The 23,738-nt window shown below is 59.3% G+C and carries 20 protein-coding genes; 11 read left to right on the top strand and 9 right to left on the bottom strand.

What is annotated here, in order from left to right:
• Nucleotides 1–214: 214 nt before the first annotated feature.
• The 3 genes from wecB to AO692_RS08655 are packed head-to-tail and all read left to right on the top strand — an operon-like array spanning nucleotide 215 to nucleotide 3,487.
• A complete protein-coding gene (gene wecB / locus AO692_RS08665; RefSeq protein ID WP_054309661.1) occupies nucleotides 215–1,369 on the top strand; it encodes a UDP-N-acetylglucosamine 2-epimerase (non-hydrolyzing) in 1,155 nt (384 codons plus the stop codon).
• Nucleotides 1,362–2,687 (top strand): UDP-N-acetyl-D-mannosamine dehydrogenase, encoded by a 1,326-nt coding sequence (gene wecC / locus AO692_RS08660; RefSeq protein WP_054309660.1) that lies wholly within the window; start codon nucleotides 1,362–1,364, stop codon nucleotides 2,685–2,687. Before wecB ends, wecC begins: the two co-directional genes overlap by 8 nt.
• Nucleotides 2,684–3,487 (top strand): WecB/TagA/CpsF family glycosyltransferase, encoded by an 804-nt coding sequence (locus AO692_RS08655; protein ID WP_054309659.1) that lies wholly within the window; start codon nucleotides 2,684–2,686, stop codon nucleotides 3,485–3,487. Before wecC ends, AO692_RS08655 begins: the two co-directional genes overlap by 4 nt.
• 7 nt (nucleotides 3,488–3,494) lie before the next feature.
• On the opposite strand, the gene AO692_RS08650 is transcribed toward AO692_RS08655, so the two are convergent.
• The gene (locus AO692_RS08650) at nucleotides 3,495–4,934 is read right to left on the bottom strand and encodes an oligosaccharide flippase family protein (protein ID WP_054309658.1); all 1,440 of its coding nucleotides are present in this window, start codon (nucleotides 4,932–4,934) and stop codon (nucleotides 3,495–3,497) included.
• 27 nt (nucleotides 4,935–4,961) lie between these two features.
• Entirely contained in the window at nucleotides 4,962–5,087 is a 126-nt protein-coding gene (locus AO692_RS33855; protein ID WP_280138578.1) for a hypothetical protein, read from the bottom strand.
• Between AO692_RS33855 and AO692_RS08645 the strand changes: the two genes are divergently transcribed.
• Nucleotides 5,086–6,207 (top strand): glycosyltransferase family 4 protein, encoded by a 1,122-nt coding sequence (locus AO692_RS08645; protein WP_244483293.1) that lies wholly within the window; start codon nucleotides 5,086–5,088, stop codon nucleotides 6,205–6,207. The genes AO692_RS33855 and AO692_RS08645 overlap by 2 nt on opposite strands.
• A complete protein-coding gene (locus AO692_RS08640; RefSeq protein ID WP_054309656.1) occupies nucleotides 6,204–7,625 on the top strand; it encodes a phenylacetate--CoA ligase family protein in 1,422 nt (473 codons plus the stop codon). Before AO692_RS08645 ends, AO692_RS08640 begins: the two co-directional genes overlap by 4 nt.
• A 6-nt stretch (nucleotides 7,626–7,631) precedes the next feature.
• On the opposite strand, the gene AO692_RS08635 is transcribed toward AO692_RS08640, so the two are convergent.
• Nucleotides 7,632–8,876 (bottom strand): cellulase family glycosylhydrolase, encoded by a 1,245-nt coding sequence (locus AO692_RS08635; protein WP_054309655.1) that lies wholly within the window; start codon nucleotides 8,874–8,876, stop codon nucleotides 7,632–7,634.
• A 108-nt stretch (nucleotides 8,877–8,984) separates the two neighbouring features.
• On the opposite strand from AO692_RS08635, the gene AO692_RS08630 reads away from it, so the two are divergent.
• From AO692_RS08630 to AO692_RS08620, 3 genes are all read left to right on the top strand, one after another.
• The gene (locus AO692_RS08630) at nucleotides 8,985–10,898 is read left to right on the top strand and encodes a heparinase II/III-family protein (RefSeq protein WP_054309654.1); all 1,914 of its coding nucleotides are present in this window, start codon (nucleotides 8,985–8,987) and stop codon (nucleotides 10,896–10,898) included.
• A 205-nt stretch (nucleotides 10,899–11,103) separates the two neighbouring features.
• Entirely contained in the window at nucleotides 11,104–12,099 is a 996-nt protein-coding gene (locus AO692_RS08625; RefSeq protein WP_054309739.1) for a sterol desaturase family protein, read from the top strand.
• A gap of 218 nt (nucleotides 12,100–12,317) precedes the next feature.
• The gene (locus tag AO692_RS08620; protein ID WP_244483292.1) at nucleotides 12,318–13,253 is read left to right on the top strand and encodes a GNAT family N-acetyltransferase; all 936 of its coding nucleotides are present in this window, start codon (nucleotides 12,318–12,320) and stop codon (nucleotides 13,251–13,253) included.
• Nucleotides 13,254–13,290: 37 nt separating this feature from the next.
• Here AO692_RS08620 and AO692_RS08615 read toward each other — a convergent pair whose 3' ends face one another.
• Nucleotides 13,291–14,403 (bottom strand): hypothetical protein, encoded by a 1,113-nt coding sequence (locus AO692_RS08615; protein WP_054309652.1) that lies wholly within the window; start codon nucleotides 14,401–14,403, stop codon nucleotides 13,291–13,293.
• A gap of 902 nt (nucleotides 14,404–15,305) precedes the next feature.
• On the opposite strand from AO692_RS08615, the gene AO692_RS08610 reads away from it, so the two are divergent.
• Complete coding sequence (locus tag AO692_RS08610; RefSeq protein ID WP_348271452.1) at nucleotides 15,306–15,629, top strand: DUF982 domain-containing protein; 324 nt, start codon at nucleotides 15,306–15,308, stop codon at nucleotides 15,627–15,629.
• 177 nt (nucleotides 15,630–15,806) lie between these two features.
• Here the strand turns inward: AO692_RS08610 and AO692_RS08605 are convergent, their stop codons facing one another.
• The 5 genes from AO692_RS08605 to AO692_RS08585 all read right to left on the bottom strand — a co-directional run bounded on the left by AO692_RS08605 (nucleotide 15,807) and on the right by AO692_RS08585 (nucleotide 19,678).
• On the bottom strand, nucleotides 15,807–16,061 hold the full coding sequence (locus AO692_RS08605; protein ID WP_054309650.1) for a GlsB/YeaQ/YmgE family stress response membrane protein: 255 nt from the start codon (nucleotides 16,059–16,061) through the stop codon (nucleotides 15,807–15,809).
• 199 nt (nucleotides 16,062–16,260) lie between these two features.
• On the bottom strand, nucleotides 16,261–16,512 hold the full coding sequence (locus AO692_RS08600) for a hypothetical protein (protein ID WP_054309649.1): 252 nt from the start codon (nucleotides 16,510–16,512) through the stop codon (nucleotides 16,261–16,263).
• A gap of 20 nt (nucleotides 16,513–16,532) precedes the next feature.
• On the bottom strand, nucleotides 16,533–17,153 hold the full coding sequence (locus tag AO692_RS08595; RefSeq protein ID WP_054309648.1) for a ribonuclease D: 621 nt from the start codon (nucleotides 17,151–17,153) through the stop codon (nucleotides 16,533–16,535).
• Nucleotides 17,154–17,164: 11 nt separating this feature from the next.
• The gene (locus AO692_RS08590; protein ID WP_054309647.1) at nucleotides 17,165–18,550 is read right to left on the bottom strand and encodes a M20/M25/M40 family metallo-hydrolase; all 1,386 of its coding nucleotides are present in this window, start codon (nucleotides 18,548–18,550) and stop codon (nucleotides 17,165–17,167) included.
• A 195-nt stretch (nucleotides 18,551–18,745) separates the two neighbouring features.
• The gene (locus tag AO692_RS08585; RefSeq protein WP_280138579.1) at nucleotides 18,746–19,678 is read right to left on the bottom strand and encodes a lipid kinase; all 933 of its coding nucleotides are present in this window, start codon (nucleotides 19,676–19,678) and stop codon (nucleotides 18,746–18,748) included.
• 540 nt (nucleotides 19,679–20,218) lie between these two features.
• Here AO692_RS08585 and polA point away from each other — a divergent pair.
• Together polA and AO692_RS08575 are read left to right on the top strand one after the other, a co-directional pair.
• Nucleotides 20,219–23,155 (top strand): DNA polymerase I, encoded by a 2,937-nt coding sequence (gene polA / locus AO692_RS08580; protein ID WP_054309738.1) that lies wholly within the window; start codon nucleotides 20,219–20,221, stop codon nucleotides 23,153–23,155.
• Nucleotides 23,152–23,592 carry a GFA family protein gene (locus tag AO692_RS08575; protein WP_054309645.1) on the top strand — a complete coding sequence of 147 codons (441 nt, stop codon included), beginning with the start codon at nucleotides 23,152–23,154 and terminating at the stop codon, nucleotides 23,590–23,592. The genes polA and AO692_RS08575 overlap by 4 nt, the downstream gene beginning before the upstream one ends.
• Nucleotides 23,593–23,738: the final 146 nt, after the last annotated feature.

The following is a 23,738-nucleotide window of genomic DNA, read 5'->3' as shown; positions in this document are numbered from 1 at the left end:
GGCGGCGTGGCCGATAAATAAAATATTACCCAAGCCCAAGTATTCTCTTTAGCGCCACTGCGGTTTGATATCTTTCGATACAGTCCTTGGCAAGAGATGTTGCAGAAGATGTGAACTCGAAGATTAACCGTATGATAACGTTTACAATCGTGAAGACGCTTCCAAATGCTATGCAGTCTGACAGGGACGCCATCTTCGGCGATCGAGGGTAACCATGAACGCCGCTTCATCTGCCAAGATGCCTTCCAAGAGGAAACTGCTGGTCGTGTTCGGCACGAGGCCGGAGGCGCTCAAATGTTTTCCCGTAGCGCGTGCCGCCCTTGCCCATCCAGGCTTTGTCACGGAGATATGCGTCACGGGCCAGCATCGCGAAATGGTCGATCAGGTCATTGAGCTGACAGGCCTGCCGGTGCACCACGATCTCAACATCATGCAACCCGGCCAGACATTGTTCGACGTGACTTCGCGCGTGCTGCTCGGGATGGCCAATGTGCTGGACAAGGCCAAGCCCGATATTGTCCTCGTGCAAGGCGATACGACCACCGCGATGACAGCGGCGCTCGCTGCCTTTTACAAGCGTATCCCGGTCGCTCACATAGAGGCAGGGTTGCGCAGCCATGACATCAATTCTCCCTTTCCGGAGGAATTGAACCGCAAGATCGCCGGCAACATCGCCACCTGGCATTTCGCGCCAACCGCCGAAGCACGCGACAATCTGCTCGCCGAAGGAAAGGCTGCGGACACGATCTTCGTGACCGGCAACACGGTCATCGACACGCTGCTGCATTTCTCCGACGAGATCGATGCCAACATCGAGATGAACGCCAAGTTTGCCGCGCGTTTTCCTTTCATCGATCCAACCAAGAAGATGATCCTCGTCACCGGTCACCGGCGGGAAAATTTCGACGGCGGCATCCAGCGCATCTGCAGCGCCCTCAAGACATTGGCGATGCGCGAGGATGTGCAGATCGTCTATCCAGTCCATCCGAACCCCAACATCCGGCAGGTGGTCGACGAGGAACTTGCCGGAGTGCAGAACATCCACCTGATCGACCCGCAGGACTATCTGCCGTTCCTGTACTTGCAGAAACGGAGTTATCTGGTGCTGACCGACAGCGGCGGTGTGCAGGAAGAAGCGCCATCGCTTGGGAAGCCAGTACTGGTGATGCGGGAAAATACCGAGCGCCCGGAGGGCGTCGCGGCAGGCACCGCTCGGCTGGTCGGCACCGACATCGAGAAAATTCTGTTCAATGCCAATAGCTTGCTCGACGACGGGCGCGTCTATCGTAGTATGGCGGAGCGACACAATCCCTACGGCGATGGCCGAGCCGCGACCCGGATCATTGAGGAACTACAGCATCATGGCTGAAATCAGAACCGTTTCCGTTATCGGCATGGGCTATATCGGCCTGCCGACCTGCGCCATCTTTGCCAGCCGCGGATTCGATGTCATAGGCATCGATGTCAATGAGTCGGTGGTCGCGAAGGTCAACCGTGGCGAAATCCACATCGTCGAACCCGACTTGGACGGTTTGATCCAAAAGGTCGTGGCCAATGGCAAGCTCAGGGCCTTCGGCACCCCCCAGGCGGCTGACGCCTATATCATCGCCGTTCCAACCCCGATCACCGAAGAGCACAAGCCGGATATCAGCTATGTGCTTGATGCGGCTCGAAGCATCGCTCCGGTCCTGAAGCGCGATGACCTCATCGTGCTGGAATCGACGTCGCCGGTCGGCACAACACGCACCATGACAAGCCTTCTTGCCGAGTTGCGGCCCGATCTCAAATTTCCTGTCCCGCACGGCGAAGAGGCGGACGTACTGGTCGCCTATTCTCCCGAGCGCGTGCTGCCGGGAAAGGTGCTGACCGAGCTGATCAACAATGACCGTTCGATCGGCGGACTTTCGCGCAAGTCGTCGGAAAGAGCCGCTACACTTTATTCGAGCTTCGTCGCCGGCGATCTGTTCATAACGCAGGCCGAAAGCGCGGAACTTGTAAAGCTGACCGAAAATGCGTTTCGTGACGTCAATATCGCCTTCGCCAACGAACTTGCGGCGGTCTGCCAGGATTTGTCGCTCAATGTCTGGGAGGTGATCGATCTCGCAAACCGGCATCCGCGCGTGAATATCCTCCAGCCGAGCCCGGGCGTCGGTGGTCACTGTATTGCGGTCGATCCGTATTTCATCATCGACGCCGCACCGAACAGCACGCGGCTGATCAGTTCGGCGCGCCGCATCAATTCCGAGCGTCCACTGTCGGTGGTCAAGGACATCGAAGCATTGCTCGACCCTACCCGCGAGCAGACGATCGCCTGCCTTGGACTCAGCTTCAAACCCAACATCGACGATATGCGCGAGAGCCCTGCCGTCGAGGTGGTGAAACTTCTGTCCAAGCTCCCCAATCTCAAGATCGTCGCGGCAGAGCCCAACGCGCGCGCGCTGCCACGTGAGCTCGAGGGCAACGATATCGCTTTTACAGATGCACTTTCCGCCATCGACCAATCCGATATCGTGGTTCTCCTGGTTGATCATCGACAGTTCAATTTCGTTGATCCCGAGGCGCTGAAAGACAAGAAGCTGGTCGACACGAGAGGCCTCTGGACCTGGCGCAAGGCGCGTAAGCCGGATGCCCGCATCGAAGGCAAGAGATCCGAACTGGAGCGTTCCCGTACCGGGGAGGCGGCATGAACGTGCACGATGCGGCGTGGGCGCAACATCCTCTGTTGGCATCACGGCACCGGGAGTTTCTCGGCGCGCCCATTCATGCGTTGACCATGGCGGAGACGCTTTCCATTGTCGACGAGGCAATGGCCATGCGTCGACCGCTGCACCATGTCGTCGTGAACGTCGCCAAGCTTGTAAACATGCGCAACAATGCCGAATTGCGCGAAGATGTGGTCTCGGCGGACGTGATCAATGTCGACGGCAAGGGAGTGCTTTGGGGCGCTCGGCTCTGCGGGATCAAATTGCCGGAGCGCGTCACCGGTGTCGATGTCATGATCAATGTGCTCGCCCTCTGCGCAAAGAGGGGTTACCGACCGTTTCTTCTGGGGGCCGAACAGCACGTTCTCGACGCGGTTGAAAGTCAGCTCGCCAAAGATCATCCAAGTCTCAGCATTGCCGGCAAGCGCAATGGTTATTTCAGGACGGAGGAAGAGTCCGAGGTCGTCCAGGCCATCAACGATTCAGGTGCGGACTGTCTGTTCGTGGCCATGCCGACGCCGAGAAAAGAGCGCTTCCTCAAGCGCTATCGCGACGAACTTACGCCGAATTTCTTCATGGGGGTGGGAGGCAGTTTCGACGTCTATGGCGGGAAAGTCGCCCGGGCGCCTAAATTGGTCCAGGCGGCCGGCATGGAGTGGCTGTTTCGCGTCGCACAGGAGCCACGGCGTTTGTGGCGGCGTTACTACGATACCAACACCGCCTATGCATGGTTGCTGTGCCAGGAGTTCTGGTCCCGCCGGATACGTCGGAGCATCAATCCATAGGATTGGTCTAAAAAGTCGGCAGGCGCGCCTTGACCTTGTCAAGGAAAAGCACGGCCTCCGCAGGATAGAACATACAGATCAGCGCAAAAAACGTCGCCGTCCCTGCGCTGCCGCCGGCCGCCAGCGGCAGAATTGCCGGCGCTTGACCAAGAAAACCGGCAGCAAGAGCGGCAACCAGACCCGTGCTCGCAGAGAGGACGACAGAGATGCCAATGTCGCGCCACGGCACGGGCACCGGCGTGAGCCGATGGCTGATGACAATGCAGGTTATCAGAGCGGCTACCGATCCACCCGCCAACGCCAGCGCAGCACCCAGTTCCGCCATTTTGGGGATCAACAGGAAAGACAGCGAAATCGTCCCGACCGAACCGAAGAAATTGACAATGATCAGCAGCCACGGCCGCTTGTGTGCGTGCACCACGACGCCATAAACGAAGGTTGCGAGATTGGCGCACAGGACGCTGAAAGCGATAACTGGAAACAGCAGCCCGAAGCGGCCATGATAATCCGCAGGCAGCATAAGCCGCGTGATATCGGTGCTGAGCGCGACGAGCATTGCCGCGACCGGCAGGCAAAGGCGCATCATCAAGGCTATAAGCTTCGACAACAAGCGGCTTGAGGCCTCAGGCCCCTCCTCGTCAAAGCGGTTCACCACCTCCGGAAATGCCCCTGTGTTGATTGCATTTGCAATCATGTCGATCGGCTGTCGGGCCAGTGCATAGGCGGCAGCGAAGACTGCTACGGCGCTGGCATCGTAGTAAACCTTGAGGAACAGTCGTTCAGCACTGTTCAGTCCAAAGCCGACCAGGGCCATGATGACCAAAGGAGCGCCGAAGGCGAAAAACTCCTGGCGAGTGAAGCGCGACGGGCCGGGAACGACGTGCCGGGACGCGACGATACTCGCTGTGATGCCTGCAATCAGCATGCCAAGGCTCGAGCCGAGTGACACCGCAAGGAAGGAGCGTTGGAACAGGAGGATGGCGGCAATCGGCAATATGAGTTGCAGCAGGCTGCGCAAGGCTTCAAGGATCGAATAGACCGAATGCCGCTGTTGCATCTGCAGTATGGTCAATGCGAAGCGGCCGATCGACCCGGCAATCAGATAGCTGCCGACGGCAATGGCAAACTCGCCCCAATGTTCCGGCACGATGATCACCGAGGCAATTGCGGAGATAACCAGCGCAACGAGGGTCGTGGCAAGCAACACCTGCCCCGCCAGGATCAGGCTGCCTTTGCTGATGTCGCCTTTGCCACCAAGTCTAAGAAGCGAAATGCGCAGCCAGTTGGTGACAGCGACATCCGTCATTTCGCCCACCGTGACCACCAGCGTCAGCAAGCCGTAGTGGGTCTGATCGATCATGCGCGTCATGATGACCAGCAGGAGCAAAGCGGAAATACGTGTCAGCAGAATCGCCGGGGCGTATATTAGCGTGGAACGAAGTAGCAAAGGTTTTCCCCGGACAATTCAGCCTGATTAACCGTTGACCGGCGCGAAAGCCAGCAGCATGCCACCAAAGAACGACAGATCAGTTGGGCTATAAGCTTTATTTGACACCTTTGCTTTACCGCTGGTCGCATGTGCTATCCGCAATGGTGTCATGTTGCAGTCTCCCCTGAGCAACCCAAAACTGCATGTCCTCGTCGCAACGCCTTCAGGTGGCTCGGGGCAAGGGGGCATTGACCGCATCATGGGGGCGCTCAAGCGGGAGTTCGCGCGCCAGGAAATTGCGGACATCGACGTGCGGTTCATTGCCAGCCGCGGTCCGGGACATGTCGGGCTTTCGATCTTCTATACACTCGGTTTTTGTCTGCGCATGTCTGCGGCACGCTTTGCCGGAAGCGCCGACGTCGTTCACATCAACGTAGCGAGCACGGGCAGCACATACCGGAAGATGGTTATTGCGATGTGCGCACGAATGCTCGGCATCTCCTATGTGCTGCATCTGCACGGGGCGGAATACAGGACCTTCTGGAGCGGAGATGGCGGTTTTTTGGACCGCCGTATCCGAAGCATGTTCGAGCATGCCAGCCGCGTCGTGGTGTTGGGCCGAATTTGGCGCGACTTCATCGCCAGCCGCGCGCCGGGTGCCGCTGGAAACATCGTCATCGTGCCCAACGCCACTGAAACTCCGGTGCTGGAACATGTCGGCGGCGGAGACAGTGTCCATATCCTGTTTCTTGGTCGTATCGGCGAGCGCAAAGGCGTGCCGCAACTATGCGATGCCCTGGGGAACATGAAGTCTGTGGGGCGTTGGCGCGCGACGATTGCCGGCGACGGCGAGGTCGAGGAGACGCGTACGCGATTGGCACAACTCAGCCTCGCGGACCGCGTTCAGCTTCCGGGCTGGGTCGGGCCAGATGAGGTTGCCGCTCTGATCGCTTCCGCCGACGTGCTGGTGCTTCCCTCCTTTGCCGAAAATCTGCCTGTCTCGGTCATTGAAGGCATGGCCAGCGGCCTAGCCGTTGTGGCGACGCCGGTCGGAGCGGTGGAGGACATTCTGACCGACGAGCAAAATGGTTTGTTGGTCCCTCCCGGTGACGTTGCTGCATTGACGAAAGCGTTGACGCGCTTGGTCGAAGATCCGGCACTGCGTACGCGCCTTGGAGAAGCCGCCAAGGCTGTGCACAGGGAGCGATTGGAAATTGCTCCCTTCGCGATGGCATTGCAGCGCGTGTGGCGCGATGCGGCGAGCGGCACCCGACTGGAGGCAAGATCATGAAATTGCTCGACATCGCACGCGGCGCCTATGTGCGAAGCCCCGAACCCGTGAGGCGGCTTTTAGCGCCGCTGGTGGCACGCGTACCGACCACGATGAAGTTCGGTGCGACCTATCGTTCATGGCGAGAGCAGATCGCTCACGCGGCGGCGGATCCCGCTTATGCCGGGCAAGCACATCTGGCCGCGCTGCGGGGATTGCTGCAGAAAGCGCATGGGGGCAGTCCCTTCTATCGTGGGTTGATCGACAAGGCCCTTGGTCCCGGCTTTGACATTGCGGCACTGCAGCTCGCCGACCTGCGCCGCCTGCCAGTGCTTACCAAACAGGCCTTGCGCGACGCGGGTAGCGCCGCGCTGGCGGAGCCCGCCGCAGACCTCGACGAGGCCACGACCAGCGGAAATCATACCGAGCAGCCTTTTGTCTTCTATCTGGACAAGGACCGGAGCTCCCGCGAGATCGCCTTCGTCTATGACGCGTGGTCGCGCATAGGCTACGACGAGCAGACGGCGCGCGCCTGCTTCCGGGGTTTCGGCCTCGACGCCCAAGGCAAACGCCTGCACGAGTGGGAGCCGGCGTTGCGCGAACTGCGACTTTCGGTGTTTCCGATGACTGTCGAAGATGCTGCCTTCTACCTCGATCTGATCGACGAACGAGGCATCCGTTTTCTCTATGGCTATCCTTCGGCGATCGAGTTGTTTTGCCGGCATATGCGCAAGCTCGGCAGGATACCGAAACTGCGCATCGAAGGCATCATGCCGATTTCGGAGCCCCTTTTTCCTCACCAGCGTGCCAGCATCCAGGCCGTGCTTGGCCAAGTGCCTTTCGCCTGTTTTTACGGCCTCAGTGAAAAGGCACTGTTCGCCATTGAAATACCCGGACGCGTGGACAGTTACGAGTTCAATCCGCTTTACGGGCTGGCGGAACTGATCGATGACAACGATGCTCCCGTTGTGAAACCGGGCAAGCTGGGGCGGCTCGTCGGCACCGGCTTCCTGTCGACCGGCATGCCGTTCATCCGCTACGATACCGGCGATCGTGCCCGGCTGCTCGAATTGCCCAGTGCCGAAAACGGCCAGCGGCTGAGAGTCGAGGCCATCATGCCACGCCGCAACATTGATTATCTGATTGCCGCGGATGGCAGCCATGTGGTGAGTTTGTCGCTCGCGCCGGAGGATCCCATTTTCTTTGAAGGACTGCAGGAATTCCAATTCTATCAGGATACGCCGGGTGAAGCGGTGGTCCGCTACATTCCGATCGACGGGACCGTGGGCAATCCAGCCGAGCGGCTGATCGCCAACCTGAATGCGCAGACCCATGGCGCTATCCGCTTTTCGTCGAAGCAGGTCGAGCGCATTGCCTGGGGGCGCGGCGGCAAGCGCGCGTTTGTCGATCAGCGTCTCAACATCGCGGACTTTGAATAGAGGGCCTCAAGGTGCGAGACCCAGTGCCTTCAACAAATCGAGATCCGGAAGCGCAGGCCCGCTGGGCTGGATGACAGTCATTCCATACGGATTGGTGTATTCCCAGATCGACCACGGCATCCCATAGCGCTCCGCCAACTGCCGTACCGCCGTCAGATAACGCAAACGGTCGGCATTGAATGCGCCCATGCTGCCATCGGAGGACATCAGGATGACGCCGAATTCGCCCATGAACAGGCGCCGGCTTTCAATGTTGTTGGCCTTGGCCCAATCAACCGCCTGTTGAAAAACAGCTTCGAGCTGGCTCGTCCCCCAGTTTTCCTCGAAATATTGGGCAATCCTTTCGCGCGCCGCCACCGTGTTCATCATGCGTTCGACCTGGCTCAGACCGGCGGCTTCCATTTGCGCTGCAAGCGTTTCAATCACGACTTCAGGCGTGCTGCTGGCGGCTGGCCACGGAAGGCCCGAGGCGAAAGTGGTTGTCCCGTCTGGCCGCTGATGCGTGAAACTGTGCGGCTCGTACATGTGGAAGCTGTAGTAGAGGTTGGGATCGTCGAAGCTGGGCTTCAGATCGACCAATCCGGCAACGCTGCCGCCACAGCCACCTGTCGCGACGACCGTGAGATCGCGGCTGACCGCGCGGATATCGCGGACCGTGTCCGACATGATCCGCTGCCAGTCATCGCTTCCGCTTGAATCGCAAGGGTAGTGGGTCGGCTCGTTATAAGGTTCCAGGGCAACCTTGTCGGTGCCGATCTTGACCAGCATCGCAGCCACTGCCGCGACCATCGTGCGGTAGCGGGTCACGCCTTCGCTGTCGGCGCTACCAGAAATTATCTTGAGACCGTAGGCCGGAACCTGTTCGACGCTGTGCAGGTTGAAAACCACCTTGAGCCCGTTCGACACGACATGCTCCACTGCGGCGGCAAGGACGTCCAGTGCCTGCTGGCGTTTGGCGCCATCGCTGGCAAGCAGAGGGCCCGGATCGACAGTCAGCCGGACGAAGTCGAAACCCATGGAACGGATACCGGCAAAGACCTCCCCATCGGGCCAGTCGGCGAGAGGCCTGCCTGCGCCGAGCCATTCCTTCTCGGTTCGGTAAGGCGGCCATTTGTAGGAGCGGTCCTGTTCGACCGGGGACCAGTTCAGCCACCCATGCACGCCAACGCCTTTTTGCAGGGCAATCGGCTCGGCTTCGGCGCCTGTGATCAGCGAGAGTGCCCATATTGCGACAAACGCCACTATTCTCATCGCCGATCTCCGTATCATTATCGAAGATATTAACCGGGGGAATGCAAAGGAAGCATTGCGGCCAAATGGCTTCCCGGCGGCATGGAGTACAACTGTGACGGAGCTTGCATGAGGATCGGCTGGTACATCAACCGATTGCGCAGCATGAGCCCGGCCGAGATTTCGCATCGACTGGGCGAACATCGTCGCAAGGTTGTTTCCAAGCGTCGCGACGATGGCTGGCAGCGTTATGGTTCACCCCAACTGCATCCCGTGTTCCGCGCATTGAGGGGTGCCGTGCAGGCAGACGCGACCGCTGACCGACGGCAAGCCATCACAGCTGCCATTGCGGACACACTTGAAGGGCGGTTTTCCGCGCTCGGGCGGACGTGGCCACCGCGCGATCCCGGCCTTCTGTTTCCGGCTGAATTCTGGCGTCTCGATCCGGTGAGCGGCACGCTCTGGCCCGGCCCTGAAGTGCATGCCTTCAATGTCGACTTCCGGTCGACCGGCGATCGTGGCGACATAAAATATGTGTGGGAGATCAACCGGCTACAGCAGTTGCCGCCGCTGGCTGTGCATTGGCTTCTCTCTGGCGATGCGCAATGCCTAAACGCCATCGAGGCGGCCATCGACAGTTGGCATTCCGCCAATCCCCCCTTTCGCGGAGTGGCCTGGGCCTCCGGCATTGAAGTCGCGTTACGAGCCATCAGCCTGATTGTGACGCTGGATTTTGCAGGCGACAAACTGGCTGCGACGACACGCGGCAAAATAGGTGAGATACTGGCGGCGAGTGCCTACTGGCTACCCCGGTTTCCTTCCCGTTTTTCGTCCGCGAATAACCATCTCGTCGCGGAACTGGCCGGCGAATATTTGATCAGTCTGGCTTTTGGGGCCGAGTCAGCCTCCGCCCGCACGGCGCTCATTGCCGAAGTCGACAAGCAGATTCTTGCCGACGGCGCCGGCGCCGAGCAAACCCCGACTTATGCGGCCTTCACCGCCGAGCTCATCTTGCTGTGCGCCACCGCGGCACATCAGGCCGAGGCGCCGTTTCCCGCATCCGTCGAGAAGCGCTTGGCTGCCTTCGCCGATTTCGTGGATTGGCTTCCCGCAAAGGCCGGGGGATTTGGTGACGACGATGAGGGCCGCGTGATCACGCTGGGGGATGAGCGCGACTATGTCCGATCGATCGCGGCTGCCATTCACGGTTATTTCGGCATGGCAGGCGCTGCCCCAGCGCCAGATGATTTTCGCAGCCTTTTCTTTGGCGTGCCATTGCAGTCGGCAGCAACGCCGCACGGATTACGAACATTTGAGCAAGGTGGCCTCTCCGTCTGGCGCGGGACGATGAATGGTCGCAGCATCGAACTGACATATGATCACGGCCCACTCGGCTATCTCTCGATAGCGGCCCACGGTCATGCGGACGCGCTCTCACTCACCTTGTGTATCGACGGCGATCCGGTGCTGGTCGATCCTGGCACGTGGCTCTATGGCTCGGGAAGAGAGTGGCGCGATTGGTTTCGCTCCACTCCGGCGCACAACACCTTGAATATAGAAGGTCAGAGCCAAAGCATCATCTCGGGCCCGTTCAACTGGTCACACAAGGCGCAGGCAACATTGGTGGAGAGCCAACGCGAGTTGCCATGGAGGCTGCGCGCGCTGCATGATGGATACAAAAGCCGTTTCGGCATTGTGCATCAGCGCACTGTAACGGGCGAAGCCGACGGCATTCTGGTCGCCGACCAATTGCTTGGCCGCGGCCGTAAGGCCGAAATCGTTTTCCAACTTGCAGCCGGCCTGGAGGCAAACCGAGACGGAAACACCGTCATGGTGTCGCGTGGCGGCGAAACACTGATGACAATCCGCTTTCCGGACAATTCGGTCGACATCCGCGCTGGCGGCGATACACCGGGGCAAGGTGGCTGGGTTTCACCACGTTTCGGCGTAAGACAACCTGCACAACGTCTCGCCTGGCGTGGTGAGGTCGGCAAACATGGCGTTGATGTTCGTCTCGCGGTAAGTCCACCACAGCATCAATAAGACGGCCAGGCTTTCCGTCCTGTTCAACATCATTTAAAATACATTCAGGGGTTTAGCAGTTTTGACACGGTTGATCTGCTAACCGGAGCGGCATATTGCCCTTTCGCATCTCGAATGATCGCGAGTCTCATGCGGCGGGCTTGGCAAATTTACGTTTCACATCTAACCGGATCGCCAATTCACGATCCAGGAGACCATGACATCGATGCTCTCGGAAGTTGTCAGAGTGGTCACCACAAAACTGGCGAACATCGATTACGTGACGCTCGGCCTCCTTTTGGTCACGGCGTTGGGCAGTGCGTTGATCGTCTACTGGCGAACCGTCGAGCATAAGTCCTTCCGGGATTTCTTCGATTTCGCTTTTCCGGCGGAAGTCATACTGCATCCCTCGGCGCGGGCGGACCTTTTATTCTGGGTCACCAAAAAGCTGATGATGCCTTTCCTGCTCATTCCTGCCGGCGTCACTTTCATCGCCGCTATGGGCTATGCGACAAATCAGTCGCTTGGCTGGCTCTTTGGCATCTCGGGTCCGATCATCGACGGCCCCGCCGGGCCGGTGACCCTCATCCTCTTCACCGTGACCATGCTGATCGCCTATGACATCTCGTACTATCTCTACCATGTCGCCCAGCATCGCTTCCCGTTCCTATGGGAATTGCACAAGGTGCACCATTCCGCGGAAGTGATGGTGGGGATCACCAAGGATCGGGTTCACCCGCTTGACGATCTGATGAACCGTGCCTGGGACGGCGTCATCCCGGGGATCTGCTTCGGCATATGGAGCCTGATCGCGCTGAATCCCGTAGAGATCGCCGTTTTTGGCATTAACGTCTATGTCATCCGCAACATCCTGATGATGGACTTTGTCCGCCATACCCATCTGAAGATCTCCTTTGGCCCGCTGGACCACGTTATCCTGTCTCCGCATTGGCACCAGGTGCACCACAGTGTGGATCCCAGACACTATGACAAGAATTTCGGCCTGCTTTTTTCGTTCTGGGATCGCATTTTTGGAACGCAGTTTGTTCCGGATCCGAAGGAGGATCTCAAATTCGGCCTGATGGACCGTGATGTGCGCGACTATCAATCGCTCTACGGGCTTTACATCCTGCCGCTCAAGAAGATGGCGGGACACATCGTTCGATTTTTCAAAAGACGCTCCGCAAATGTTGCGCAGCCAGAAGATCGTCTTCATCCATGAACGAAACTGTCGCAATCGACACCGTTGGGATGGAGCGGATGGAAATTATCGGCTCGGCTGATCGCTTGGCTGCGGTCGAAACCGAGTGGATGGAGCTATGGCAGCGCACCGACAGCCTGGTCTTTCAAAGCCATGGCTGGATTTCGGCCTGGTGGAGCACGGTACGGGACCGTGATCAGCGCTCGCTGCGGATCGGTCTTGTCTGGAACGCCGATCGATTGGTCGCCGTCATTCCCCTGGCGATCAGCAGGCGCAAGGGCCTTCGGTTCCTCGAATGGGCTGCCAACAGCTACACAGACTATGGAAACATTCTGGTTGCACCGGAATGCAGCCAAACAACGCTCGAGCATCTCTGGACCCGCATCTGGTCCGAAGGTGGTTTCGATATCGCCTTTATCAATCGTCTTTTGCCGGATGCGCAGGCCCACAGGATTTTCGCACCAGGAGTTTCCGGTGGCATCAAGCTTCGCCGCAATCATCGGGAAGAAGTCAGCTATCGGGTAGTCGGACAATGGGACAGCGGAGCAGCATGGCTGGCAACGCATCCGAAGAAAACGCGGCAGAACTATCGGCGTGGCATAAAAATGCTGGAAGAGGCAGGCGAAGTGAAGTTTCGCCTGGTTGCGCCCGACGAACCGCTGCAGCCAATGTTGGAGAGGCTGTCTGAACTCAAGCGTAGATGGCTGGTGCAGCACACACGCGAATCCGACCTTTTTGAAGAGGGCGAGTCCGTCCTCACCGCGCTGGTGGACATGCTTGCGCGCGCCGGTGTGCTGCGGATTTTTGTGATGGAATGCAACGGCGAACTGGTCGCAGTCTCGATCAATATCGTCCAGCACGGCGTCATGATGGCATTCGTCACAACCTATGATCCGGATTTCAGCCGTGCGTCGCCGGGGGTCGTCTTGATGGTGGACTATATACAATGGTCGATCGACCACGGCTTGCGGATGGTCGATTTCCTTTGTGGTGGCGAAGCTTTCAAACATAGGTTTGCAACGGAGGCTGTGACCCTCCAGTCGGTTCTTGGCGCACGCACCACGCGGGGCGCACTCGCTGCCTGCGCCGATCGCATCTGGAAAAGGGTCGGCAGCGTGCGCACACGCGACTCGACGCCCGAGCCCCAATCCAGCCCGGCCAAGGAGACTGCCTGATAGTCGGCTGCCTCTTTCCGGCGCGTAAACTTGCGGCTCAAAAGAAGTCTGTTGAAAGCCTGCTCCAGCTTTCGCCTGCCAGGCCGCCTATAAAGACATCGTTTCGTTGAACCGCACTGAGCACGTCGGCGCGTGCGGTCACAACACAGACATTCGTCGCCAGGCGAAAGAACATCGTAGATTGTTGTGAAAGCGCACTGAGATAGCGTGGATCTACCCGACCGCGTGCAGCGATATGACCCTCTTCCTGCAGGTGAAATAGCATGCCATCGACAGCATGCCTTTCAGTGCCGGACTTTGCGATCACACTCAACACTTGCGCTATGCCGTCCGGCCGGCGGTAATAACAAAAGAAACCAGTTGGACTTCCTGTAGAATCGTCGATCGCAAACAGTCGTAGTGCGCCCGCAGCTCGATTTTCCATTGCCATGCCGAGCAACCAGCTGAAATCGTCCTCTGTCCAGGCCGGATACGCCGAATAACTTTTGAGCAGAACTGGAATGAGGGAAATGGCTTCGTCCTGCGCTATTTCCTTCACTGTCGCACGCGATTTTGCGGCTTGGCTGACCGGAAAAAGCGGATTCAGAATCTTGCCTACGGCGTTTGATGCCAATCCGCCCAGGAAGGGCAGCCGATTCGCAACGTACTTCGTCACATAGCTTCCCGTCTTGAATATGCGGGTCCATCCGAGCCCATGTGCGCCGAGCGTCACGCCTCCGATGGCTTCGAAATGCCTCAGACTCACCGGAGCGGCACTGTCGCTGAAACTAAATATCTTTTCACTCGGCCGCAGGCTGAGGGTCAATTCGGCTGCCCCGCGCGGCGAACCTCCAGGTTTCATCATGTAAGCGCAAAGGAGCCGCCCCATGATCGATTGTCCGTTAACGATGTAAGGAATTGGCAAGGCTGCGACCACGCTGTCTATTTCGCCATGGTCATTTTCATGCACGATGCTCCCGATCGCCGGATCGTAATAAGCATTCTCGAAAAAGAGTCGCTGAAAATACCGATCGAAGTTTTCGTTGCATGACTTCGAATGGGGGCGGAAAACCAATTTGAACAGGGCACGGACGGCTGGAATGTCGTCAATATTCATCGCGCGCACATGTCGCGATTTGACGTTATTCGCCGATGACGAGATATGCCCCATCTGGCCCCCCAATTGTTTGTCCCTCGGTGGACTGCGACTCACCTGGCCACATAATTTAGACGGGTGACAGCATCGTTGCGAATTTACGTTTAAGCTGCCGGTTGCAATACCGTAAGCGCCGAAATTCGGTTATCTTTCGGTTAATCCTTCTCGTTGATTGATGATTATTTCAGTGGTGTCTGCCAGAATCAAAACTCTGAGTTCATAGAACCAGGCGGCCCTTAAGCTTTGGCGAGATTGATCAATTCTTACGGGATCATTTTGACATCGACGATCCTGGGATCCCAAAATCGAGATAGCGCAGATCGCAGGAGATCGCAGTAGCGCGATCATAGCGACACTTCGGATGATGGCATGGCGGCGTCCACAACCGGCTGACACGAGAGCTACTGCTAGCGCCGTGTTGATGCGAATGCTGATCGCACAGAACAGGTATGAGCCGTCCTAGGTGTCATCTGCCCCCCAGCCGCAGCAAACCAGATCTCCGTCAACTACTCCGCGAAAACAGACCGCGTCACTCTTTCGTGAATGTAACGAAGGGAACTTTGCCGGGAACGGCCCGTTGAGGGGAACTTCCTGAGGAATTTTCGTCCGCTCGAAGTCAGGCATGTCCCTCCATGTCCTGTAAACGGCTCGCTGCAACACCCCCTGCAGCGGGCCGTTCAATTTTAAGGTCTCCGGTGAATTAAGTTCGCTGACGAACGGCTGTCGGAGGCATTGCGATCGCCGGCAGGAGGCCCTCCAGATCAATTTTTGAATCTGGTGATCAATCCTACGTGCGTGGCCTTTCGCTCTCCCCACAAAGGAGTACAGTGAAGCTCTCTCCTCACAAAGGAGTACAGTGAACTGCTCCAGTGCATGACCCCGAAATCGGGATCGATTTCGGAAAGGAGCATGCGCTGATGTCTGGGAGGTTGCCAATGAACCGCCTGCAATTTGTCGTGCCGGTGCGGCTTTCGCGTGGACCAGGCCATCCGATCAAAGAAATCGAAGGCGTTGCCGAAGCGATCGCATTTTTGCGTGAATGGCCTGCAGGGCGTCGCGGCCCCGTTTTCAACTGCGCCATGAATTGCTGCCTTGCCGCCGATGCCGGCCAGATCAGCACCGATGATGCGCGCCGCTCCTTTGCCGGTTTCATCCGCATCAGCGGCATGCTCGTCGATGAAAGGATTGGCCACTATGTGGTCGATCATAGCCATGAAAGGCCGATGCGCAGAAGCGCTTGAGGTCGATCCGGATAGGACAAGGCCGTTTTGAAAGCCATTCCCAGGAACAGGCCCGGGAATGGCTTTTTCATTTTTCTGCCGCGGCAGGCGTTCTAAAGCAATTCCAGGAAAAGTGTGTGCCGGTTTTCCGTCCGGAATTGCGTAGGACAAAGAGCTAGAGCGTTTCCGTGAAACGCTCTAGGCCTGTTTAACCAGCCTGATCAGCACCAGAAGAATGATCGCGCCGATCGCGGCGTGAATGATCGAGGCAATGATACCCGATCCCAGGCTGATGCCCAGCGCCGGAAACAGCCAGCCTGCGATGAAGGCACCGACGATACCGACAACGATATTGCCGATCAGGCCGAAGCCGAAGCCCTTGACGATCAGGCCGGCTAGCCAGCCGGCAATCGCGCCGATGATGAGGAAGACAATCAGACTTTCGACACCCATGGCAGTCCCTCTCGAACATGGGCCGAAACCAGGCGAAGCTGCGAATCAGGCCCCGGTTGCAATGCGGGGACGATAGTTCAACCGAGCAAGAAAAGCCAAGCGCGCTTTAAAACGCCGCGCTAGAGCAGTTCCCGGAAAGTGTGTGACGGTTTTCCGTCCGGAAGAGCGTTTCCGCGTTTCCGTGAAAAACGGAAATGCTCTAGGCGTCGTCATCCTCGTCGTCGGATGCAGGCCGCCAGCTTGTCGGTTCTATCTTCTTCTGGGTATGGCCGTCGATCGCCGCCCACCAGCCGATATCGCCGGGATTGACGTCGCCGCCGAGGGCCTTGAGGCGCTCGGCCGAGCGGTACTGCGCGATGGATTCGTTCAACACGCCGTCGCCGTCGGTCCAGTAGACGGTCACCTTGGAGCCGTCCTTCGGCGCGGTGTCGATCGGTTGTCTTTCAGCCATGTCCTAGCCTCCATCGGCCCTCAACTGTGGGCGAAAATATCCTCTTCGTCCCAGCCCATGAGGTCGAGTTTGGCACGGGTCGGCAGGAAGCGGAAGCATGCGTCGGCTTCCTTGACCCTGCCGTCGCGCTCCAATCGGCCGGCCAGCACATCGCGCAGCCGATGCAGGTAGAGCACGTCGGAGGCAGCATATTCGAGTTGCTCCGGCGAAAGCGTCTCCGCTGCCCAATCGGAGGACTGCTGCTGCTTCGACAGACTGACCCCAAGCAGTTCCTGGCAGATGTCCTTCAGCCCGTGACGGTCGGTATAAGTGCGCACCAGCCGCGACGCGATCTTGGTGCAGAACACCGGCTCCGGCATGACGCCGAAGGCGTTGTAGAGCACGGCAAGATCGAAACGGCCGAAATGGAACAGCTTGGTGACCTTGCGGTTTTTCAGCAGGCTGACCAGGTTCGGCGCCTTCTTCTGGCCAGGCGCGATCTGGATAACGTCGGCAGAGCCGTCGCCAGGCGAGATCTGCACGACACAGAGCCGGTCACGGTGCGGGTTGAGGCCCAGCGTCTCGGTGTCGATGGCAACCGCATCGACGTCGTAGTGGCTGAGATCGGGCAGATCGTTCTTGTGGAAGCGAATGGTGCTCATGGCCGGCGCTCTCAACGGGTCAGCGCGTCGAGGATACGCGCCCAGGAGCGTTGTCCCTTGTGGAACGAGCTCAAATCGTACTTCTCATTCGGCGAGTGGATACGGTCATCCGACAGGCCGTAACCGACCAGCAGCGATTCCATGCCGAGGAAATTCTGGAAATCACCGACGATCGGGATCGAACCACCCATGGCGATCATCACTGCCGGCTTCGGCCATTCATCCGACAGCGCGTTCTTGGCCTTGGTCAGGAATGGTGAGTCATAGGAAAGCTGGATCGCCGGCGAGCCGCCATGCGGGTGGAATTCGACCGAGCAGTCCGCCGGCAGGCGGCTCTCGACGAATTTGCGAAAGGCAGCGCGGATCTTGTCCGGATCCTGCTTGTGCACGAGGCGGAAGGAGACCTTTGCCGATGCCTCCGCCGCGATCACCGTCTTGAAACCCTTGCCGGTGTAACCACCATTGATGCCGTTGAACTCGGCGGTCGGGCGCGCCCACACCAGTTCCAGCACCGAACGGCCCTTCTCTCCCGCCGGAACCGAAAGGCCGATCGGACCAAGGAAGGTCTCGGCCGTCTCGCCCAGCGCTTCCCACGATTTCAGCACCTGCGACGGTGTCTCTTCGACACCGTCGTAGAAGCCAGGGATGGTCACACGGCCGGTCTCGTCATGGATGTCGGCCAGAATCCTGGCCAGGATGCGGATCGGGTTGGCCGCGGCGCCACCGAATTCGCCCGAATGCAGGTCGCGGTTGGCTGCCTTGATGACGATTTCCTCGCCGACGAGACCGCGCAGCGCAGTCGAGATGGCCGGGGTTTCGCGGTCCCACATGCCGGTATCGCAGACCAGCGCGAAATCCGCCTTCAGTTCCTCGGCATTGGCATCGAGGAACGGCTTCAGCGATGGCGAGCCGCTTTCCTCTTCGCCCTCGAACAGGATGGTGATGCGGCAAGGCAAAGAACCATGCTCGGCTTTCCAGGCGCGGCAGGCCTCGACGAAGGTCATCAACTGTCCCTTGTCGTCGGCCGAGCCGCGGCCGGTGATGACCTTGCGGCCCGGTTCGATCTCCTTCATCGCCGGCGCGAACGGATCATCGTGCCACAGATTGAGCGGGTCGACCGGCTGCACGTCGTAGTGACCGTAGAACAGCACATGCGGCGCACCTGCCGGGCCATCATGGTGGGCAACCACCATCGGATGACCGGGTGTGTCCCGCACCGAAGCGTCGAAACCGATCGACTTCAGATCCGCCACCAGCCATTCGGCAGCCTTGCGGCAATCGGCCGAAAAGGCTGGGTCGGTGGAAATCGACTTGATCTTCAACAGGTCGAACAGACGATCGAGGCTCTGGTCGAGGTTCTTGTCGAGACGATCGAGGACGGGATTGAGAGCGGTCATTGCGGGCCTTCTGATCTAAAACGGCGATTCCGCGGCGACCCTATCGCATGACCCCGAAAATCGAAATCGATTTTCGGAAAGGATCATGCGCCAAATCAAAATGTTAGAGCGTCCTTTGCGCGTCCAAGTGGACGCGCGGCGCTCTAATAGAAGCGTTGTCCAAAGAAAACCACGGCCAGCTGATTGGCTCTATCGTCAGTCATCGGTGCCTGGCGGCGCGTAGACGGCGATCGCTTCAGGATGGACAAGGAAGGAAGCAGGCGTCGAGGTGACGATCTCGCCGTCCGTATTCACCGGCTGCGGCATCTTGGTGGTGACGTCGAACTGCACGCAACGTGCCGTCCTCACCTCGTTCCACGCACCATGCGTGCCCGAGCGAAAGGAACGCAGCATCAGCGCCAGTTTCCAGACATTGCTCATCTCGAGGCTGTAGAGATCGAGGAAACCATCATCGATCGCCGCGCTCGCCTCAACGACATTACCGCCGCCATAGTGGCGGCCATTGCCGACGGCGATCTGGAAGGTCTTCACCCGCACCGTCTCGCCCTTCTCGCGGATCCAGGCGGTGAAGGGCCGTACCTTGAACAGCACGCGCGCCGCGGCGATGGCGTAGCCCAGCCGGCCCCAGCGCTTTTTCAGCTTGGGTTGCAAGCCCTGCGCCAATTGTGTCGAGAGCCCGATGCTGGCGACGTTGAAGAAAGCGTGCCCGTTGACGGAACCCAGATCGATACGGCGTTCGTAGCCACCGACGATGACATCGACGGCCTGCATGATATCCATCGGCAGGCCGAGCGTGCGGGCAAGGTCGTTGGCGGTGCCCATCGGCAGGATGCCCATCGGCAACCCGCTTTCCATCACAGCCATGGCGCCTGACGAAACAGTACCGTCGCCACCGCTGATGATGATGCAGTCAGCCTGTTCGCGCAGCCTTGTGATATCGCGAGCGAGTTCCGGCAGCGCCGAAAACGGCTCGACCGTCACTTCCAGCCCACCGGTTCGCAATCTCTCGATAATGCCGTCGAGCGGCATGTCGCCACGCCGCGCCTTCTGGTTGACGAGCAACAACGCGCGCCGCTTGGATCTTTTCGAGACCTTCGTGGTCGCTGTCTTTTCAGCTGTTTCGGTGATGATCCTGCTCCCAAAAAAGTGCCGCCGTGGTGGAGGGGGAACCACGGCGGCGCTACTCGAAACAATGCGGCAGCCCGGAGAGGGGGAAAGGCTGCCGCAGATGTCCGGCATAGGCGGGGGACGGGCCTTGTTCCGGACTTCGGCGAAAACTGCCGAGGACCCTTATTTGTGGAGGCGAACATGGCGATTCAAGGGCACGAACATTACACTTTCGTAACATGCCCGTGAGCAGCCTCATCAGCAGCAATGATCGGCTGTTTCGGGCCGGGAACAAGGCCGATCATCTTTTGCCAACGACGGCGCGCGACCGCAGCCGGAAAGCCGCCTCAAGTCTTTTGACGGATCGCCTGCGATCCTCGGTCGGCACTGTTCGGCCGGAGACCCACCGGTGCCCCGATGCTTCATTTCGACCTTGTCTGGGACAGCGACGACGAGGCCTGGGGAGCATCCGGTCCAAACCTGTTCGAAGAATGTCAGGAGACGGCGGCACAGCGGCCTAAACCATGGACAGCCGCCTGTTGCCGGGCTACCCGTATCGCCATGAAAAAAGGCGATCATCTTTTCCTTGTCGACGGCTCCGGCTACATCTTCCGCGCCTATCATGCGCTGCCACCGCTCAACCGTAAGTCCGACGGCCTGCCCACCAACGCGGTGCTCGGTTTCTGCAACATGGTGTGGAAGCTGATGCAGGACGCGCGCAACACCAGCGTCGGCATTACACCCACCCATTTCGCCGTCATCTTCGACTATTCGTCGAAGACCTTCCGCAACGAACTCTATGCGGAATACAAGGCCAATCGATCGGCGCCGCCGGAAGATTTGATCCCGCAATTCGGCCTCATCCGCGAGGCCACCCGCGCATTCGACCTGCCTTGCATCGAGATGGAGGGTTTCGAGGCCGATGACCTCATCGCCACCTACTCACGTATGGCGCGCGAGGCCGGCGCCGACGCCACCATCATCTCCTCCGACAAGGACCTGATGCAGCTCGTCGGACCTGCCGTCGGCATGTACGACCCGATGAAGGACAAGCAGATCGGCATTCCCGAAGTGATCGAGAAATGGGGCGTGCCGCCCGAAAAGATGATCGACCTGCAGGCTCTGACCGGCGACTCCGTCGACAATGTGCCGGGCGTGCCCGGCATCGGTCCGAAGACGGCGGCGCAGCTTCTGGAACAGTTCGGCGACCTTGACACACTGCTCGCCCGCGCCGGCGAGATCAAACAGGACAAGCGCCGTCAGTCGATCGTCGACAACGCCGACAAGGCCCGCATCTCGCGCGATCTGGTGACGCTCAAGAACGATGTCCCGGTGGTCGAGAGCCTGGACGACCTGGTGCTGCAGCCCCCGAACGGTCCGCGGCTCATCAGCTTCCTGAAGGCGATGGAATTCACCACGCTGACACGGCGAGTCGCCGAGGCGACCGACACCGATGTCGCGGCCATCGATGCGGCGGCGCTGACGGTCGAAACCGGCGATACCGCGCATGGGCCTGACGTCGGTGCCGGCGTGCAAAAGCAGCCGGCTGCCGAACCGACCCCGGTGGCAACGGCCACGCAAGGCAATGTCGAAGGCACTGTGGCCGGGCTCGTCGCGGCCCGCATCCAGCAAGCGGCGGTGGCCAAGTTCGATCCGACGACCTATGTCTGCGTCCGCGATGCGGCCACGCTGCAGTCCTGGGTCGCGGAAGCCCGGGAGGCCGGCATCGTCGCTTTCCGCGCCGAGACGACATCGCTCGATCCGATGCAGGCGGATCTGGTGGGTTTCTCGCTGGCAACACGGCCCGGCCGTGCTGCCTATGTGCCGCTCACGCATCGAAGCGCCGAAGACGACCTGCTCGGCGGCGGCATGGCGCCGCAACAGATATCGTTCGACGACGCACGCGCGGCGATCGCTCCGCTGCTTGCGGATCCGTCGGTGCTGAAGATCGGCCACAATGTGAAATATGACTGGCTGGTGCTGCGCCGGCACGGCCTGCTGCTCCAGCCTTATGACGACGCGATGCTTTTGTCCTATGTGCTCGATGGCGGCACGGCAGGCGGTCACGACATTGCCTCGCTGGCCGACAAGTGGCTCGGACGCACGATGACCCCTTACAAGGACATTGTCGGCTCCGGCAAGAAGCTGGTGACTTTCGCTTTCGTCGAGATCGACCGCGCGACTTCCTATTCCGCCGAAGGTGCCGATGTCGCGTTCCGGCTGTGGCAGGTGCTGAAGCCTCAGCTTGCGGCGAAGCGGGTTGCTTCGGTCTATGAACGGCTCGAACGGCCGCTGGTGGAGACGCTGGCAAAGATGGAGGAACGCGGCATCTCCGTCGACCGGCAGATGTTGTCGCGGCTGTCGGGAGACTTCGCGCAGCGTGCGGCGGCACTCGAGGATGAAATCTACCAGGTTGCCGGCGAACGCTTCACCATCGGTTCGCCGAAGCAGCTTGGTGATATTCTGTTCGACCGGATGAAACTGCCGGGCGGCACCAAGACGAAGTCGGGCCAATGGTCGACCACGGCGCAGGTTCTGGAGGAACTGGCGGCGGAAGGCCATGAGCTGCCGCGCAAGATCGTCGACTGGCGCCAGGTCACCAAGCTGAAATCGACCTATACGGACGCGCTGCCGGAGTATGTGAACCCGGAGACCAAGCGCGTGCACACATCCTATGCGCTCGCCGCCACCACGACCGGACGTCTGTCATCGTCTGAGCCAAATCTGCAGAACATACCGATCCGCACCGCCGAAGGGCGTAAGATCCGTACAGCCTTCATAGCCGACAAGGGCAACAAGCTGATCTCGGCAGACTACAGTCAGATCGAACTGCGTGTGCTCGCCCATGTCGCCGACATTCCCCAGTTGAAGCTGGCATTCGCCAATGGCGACGACATCCACGCCGCGACCGCTTCGGAGATGTTCAATACGCCCGTCGAAGGCATGGCACGTGAAATCCGAAACCGTGCCAAGGCGATCAATTTCGGCATCATCTACGGCATTTCGGCCTTTGGCCTGGCCAACCAGCTCTCGATCCCACGCGAAGAGGCGTCCGACTACATCAAGAAGTACTTCGAACGTTTCCCGGGCATCCGCGACTACATCGAATCCACCAAGGCATCCGCGCGTGAGTTGGGCTATGTCGAGACCATCTTCGGCCGGCGCATCCACTATCCTGAAATCCGTTCGTCCAACCCGTCGATCCGCGCCTTCAATGAGCGCGCGTCAACCAACGCCCGCCTGCAAGGCACGGCCGCCGATATCATCCGCCGTGCCATGATCCGCGTCGACCAGGCGCTGGAAGACGCCGGACTTTCAGCGCGCATGCTGCTGCAGGTGCATGACGAACTGATCTTCGAGACCGTTGAAAGCGAGGTCGAGGCGACCATCCCTGTTGTGCGCGAGGTCATGGAGAACGCAGCCATGCCGGCGGTTGCGCTGTCGGTTCCGCTGCAGGTGGACGCTCGCGCTGCCAACAACTGGGACGAGGCACATTGACAGGCTCCAGGGTGGAAGAAAAAGCCTTGCGGCTGAGCGGCGGCTGCTTCTGCAAGGCTTCACGCTACGAAGTCGAGGACGCCTTCGTCTATGCAGCCAACTGCCACTGCTCGGATTGCCAACGCACAACGGGTTCGGCCTTCAAACCTTTCGCCGGCATCGAGCGGGAAAAGTTTCGCCTCGTCACCGATAGAGATGCACTGTTGATCTACGGCGACGACACCACCCACGACAGCTCCCATAACGCGCATTGTGCCCGCTGCGGCTCGCTGCTCTATTCCGTGGTGCGGGATGGTGCCTTCGTCCATATTCCGATGGGCACGCTGATCGACGCGCCGACTATCCGCCCGGACCACCATATCTTCGTCGGCTCCAAGGCGGCGTGGTTCACCATCACCGACGACTTGCCGCAATATCAGGAGCACGCCAGCGAATAGTCGGGCGCAGCCTATGCCAAAGCCGCCTGACAATGATGGTTCACAGGTTGGGATGGTTTGCAGGTTGGCCGCGGCAATGGCAATAGTGTGTTCACCAAAAACGATTGTAGCGCGTGACGCGGATACACTCTTAACTAGAAATTATT

The sequence above is a fragment of the Mesorhizobium sp. 1M-11 genome (genome assembly GCF_001303895.1).
Classification (GTDB): Bacteria; Pseudomonadota; Alphaproteobacteria; order Rhizobiales; family Rhizobiaceae; genus Mesorhizobium.
The sequence above is the reverse complement of the archived record's forward strand: the minus strand, read 5'-3'. Positions and strand labels throughout refer to the sequence as shown.

What these genes read in the sequence shown, in the direction of transcription:
- AO692_RS08595 (WP_054309648.1), bottom strand. Translation starts at nt 17,153, where the DNA reads ATGAGCACCATTCGCTTCCACAAGAACGATCTGCCCGATCTCAGCCAC.
- polA (WP_054309738.1), top strand. Translation starts at nt 20,219, where the DNA reads ATGAAAAAAGGCGATCATCTTTTCCTTGTCGACGGCTCCGGCTACATC.
- AO692_RS08610 (WP_348271452.1), top strand. Translation starts at nt 15,306, where the DNA reads ATGTCTGGGAGGTTGCCAATGAACCGCCTGCAATTTGTCGTGCCGGTG.
- wecC (WP_054309660.1), top strand. Translation starts at nt 1,362, where the DNA reads ATGGCTGAAATCAGAACCGTTTCCGTTATCGGCATGGGCTATATCGGC.
- wecB (WP_054309661.1), top strand. Translation starts at nt 215, where the DNA reads ATGAACGCCGCTTCATCTGCCAAGATGCCTTCCAAGAGGAAACTGCTG.
- AO692_RS08615 (WP_054309652.1), bottom strand. Translation starts at nt 14,403, where the DNA reads ATGGGGCATATCTCGTCATCGGCGAATAACGTCAAATCGCGACATGTG.
- AO692_RS08655 (WP_054309659.1), top strand. Translation starts at nt 2,684, where the DNA reads ATGAACGTGCACGATGCGGCGTGGGCGCAACATCCTCTGTTGGCATCA.
- AO692_RS08635 (WP_054309655.1), bottom strand. Translation starts at nt 8,876, where the DNA reads ATGAGAATAGTGGCGTTTGTCGCAATATGGGCACTCTCGCTGATCACA.
- AO692_RS08645 (WP_244483293.1), top strand. Translation starts at nt 5,086, where the DNA reads ATGTTGCAGTCTCCCCTGAGCAACCCAAAACTGCATGTCCTCGTCGCA.
- AO692_RS33855 (WP_280138578.1), bottom strand. Translation starts at nt 5,087, where the DNA reads ATGACACCATTGCGGATAGCACATGCGACCAGCGGTAAAGCAAAGGTG.
- AO692_RS08600 (WP_054309649.1), bottom strand. Translation starts at nt 16,512, where the DNA reads ATGGCTGAAAGACAACCGATCGACACCGCGCCGAAGGACGGCTCCAAG.
- AO692_RS08590 (WP_054309647.1), bottom strand. Translation starts at nt 18,550, where the DNA reads ATGACCGCTCTCAATCCCGTCCTCGATCGTCTCGACAAGAACCTCGAC.
- AO692_RS08625 (WP_054309739.1), top strand. Translation starts at nt 11,104, where the DNA reads ATGCTCTCGGAAGTTGTCAGAGTGGTCACCACAAAACTGGCGAACATC.
- AO692_RS08640 (WP_054309656.1), top strand. Translation starts at nt 6,204, where the DNA reads ATGAAATTGCTCGACATCGCACGCGGCGCCTATGTGCGAAGCCCCGAA.
- AO692_RS08605 (WP_054309650.1), bottom strand. Translation starts at nt 16,061, where the DNA reads ATGGGTGTCGAAAGTCTGATTGTCTTCCTCATCATCGGCGCGATTGCC.
- AO692_RS08630 (WP_054309654.1), top strand. Translation starts at nt 8,985, where the DNA reads ATGAGGATCGGCTGGTACATCAACCGATTGCGCAGCATGAGCCCGGCC.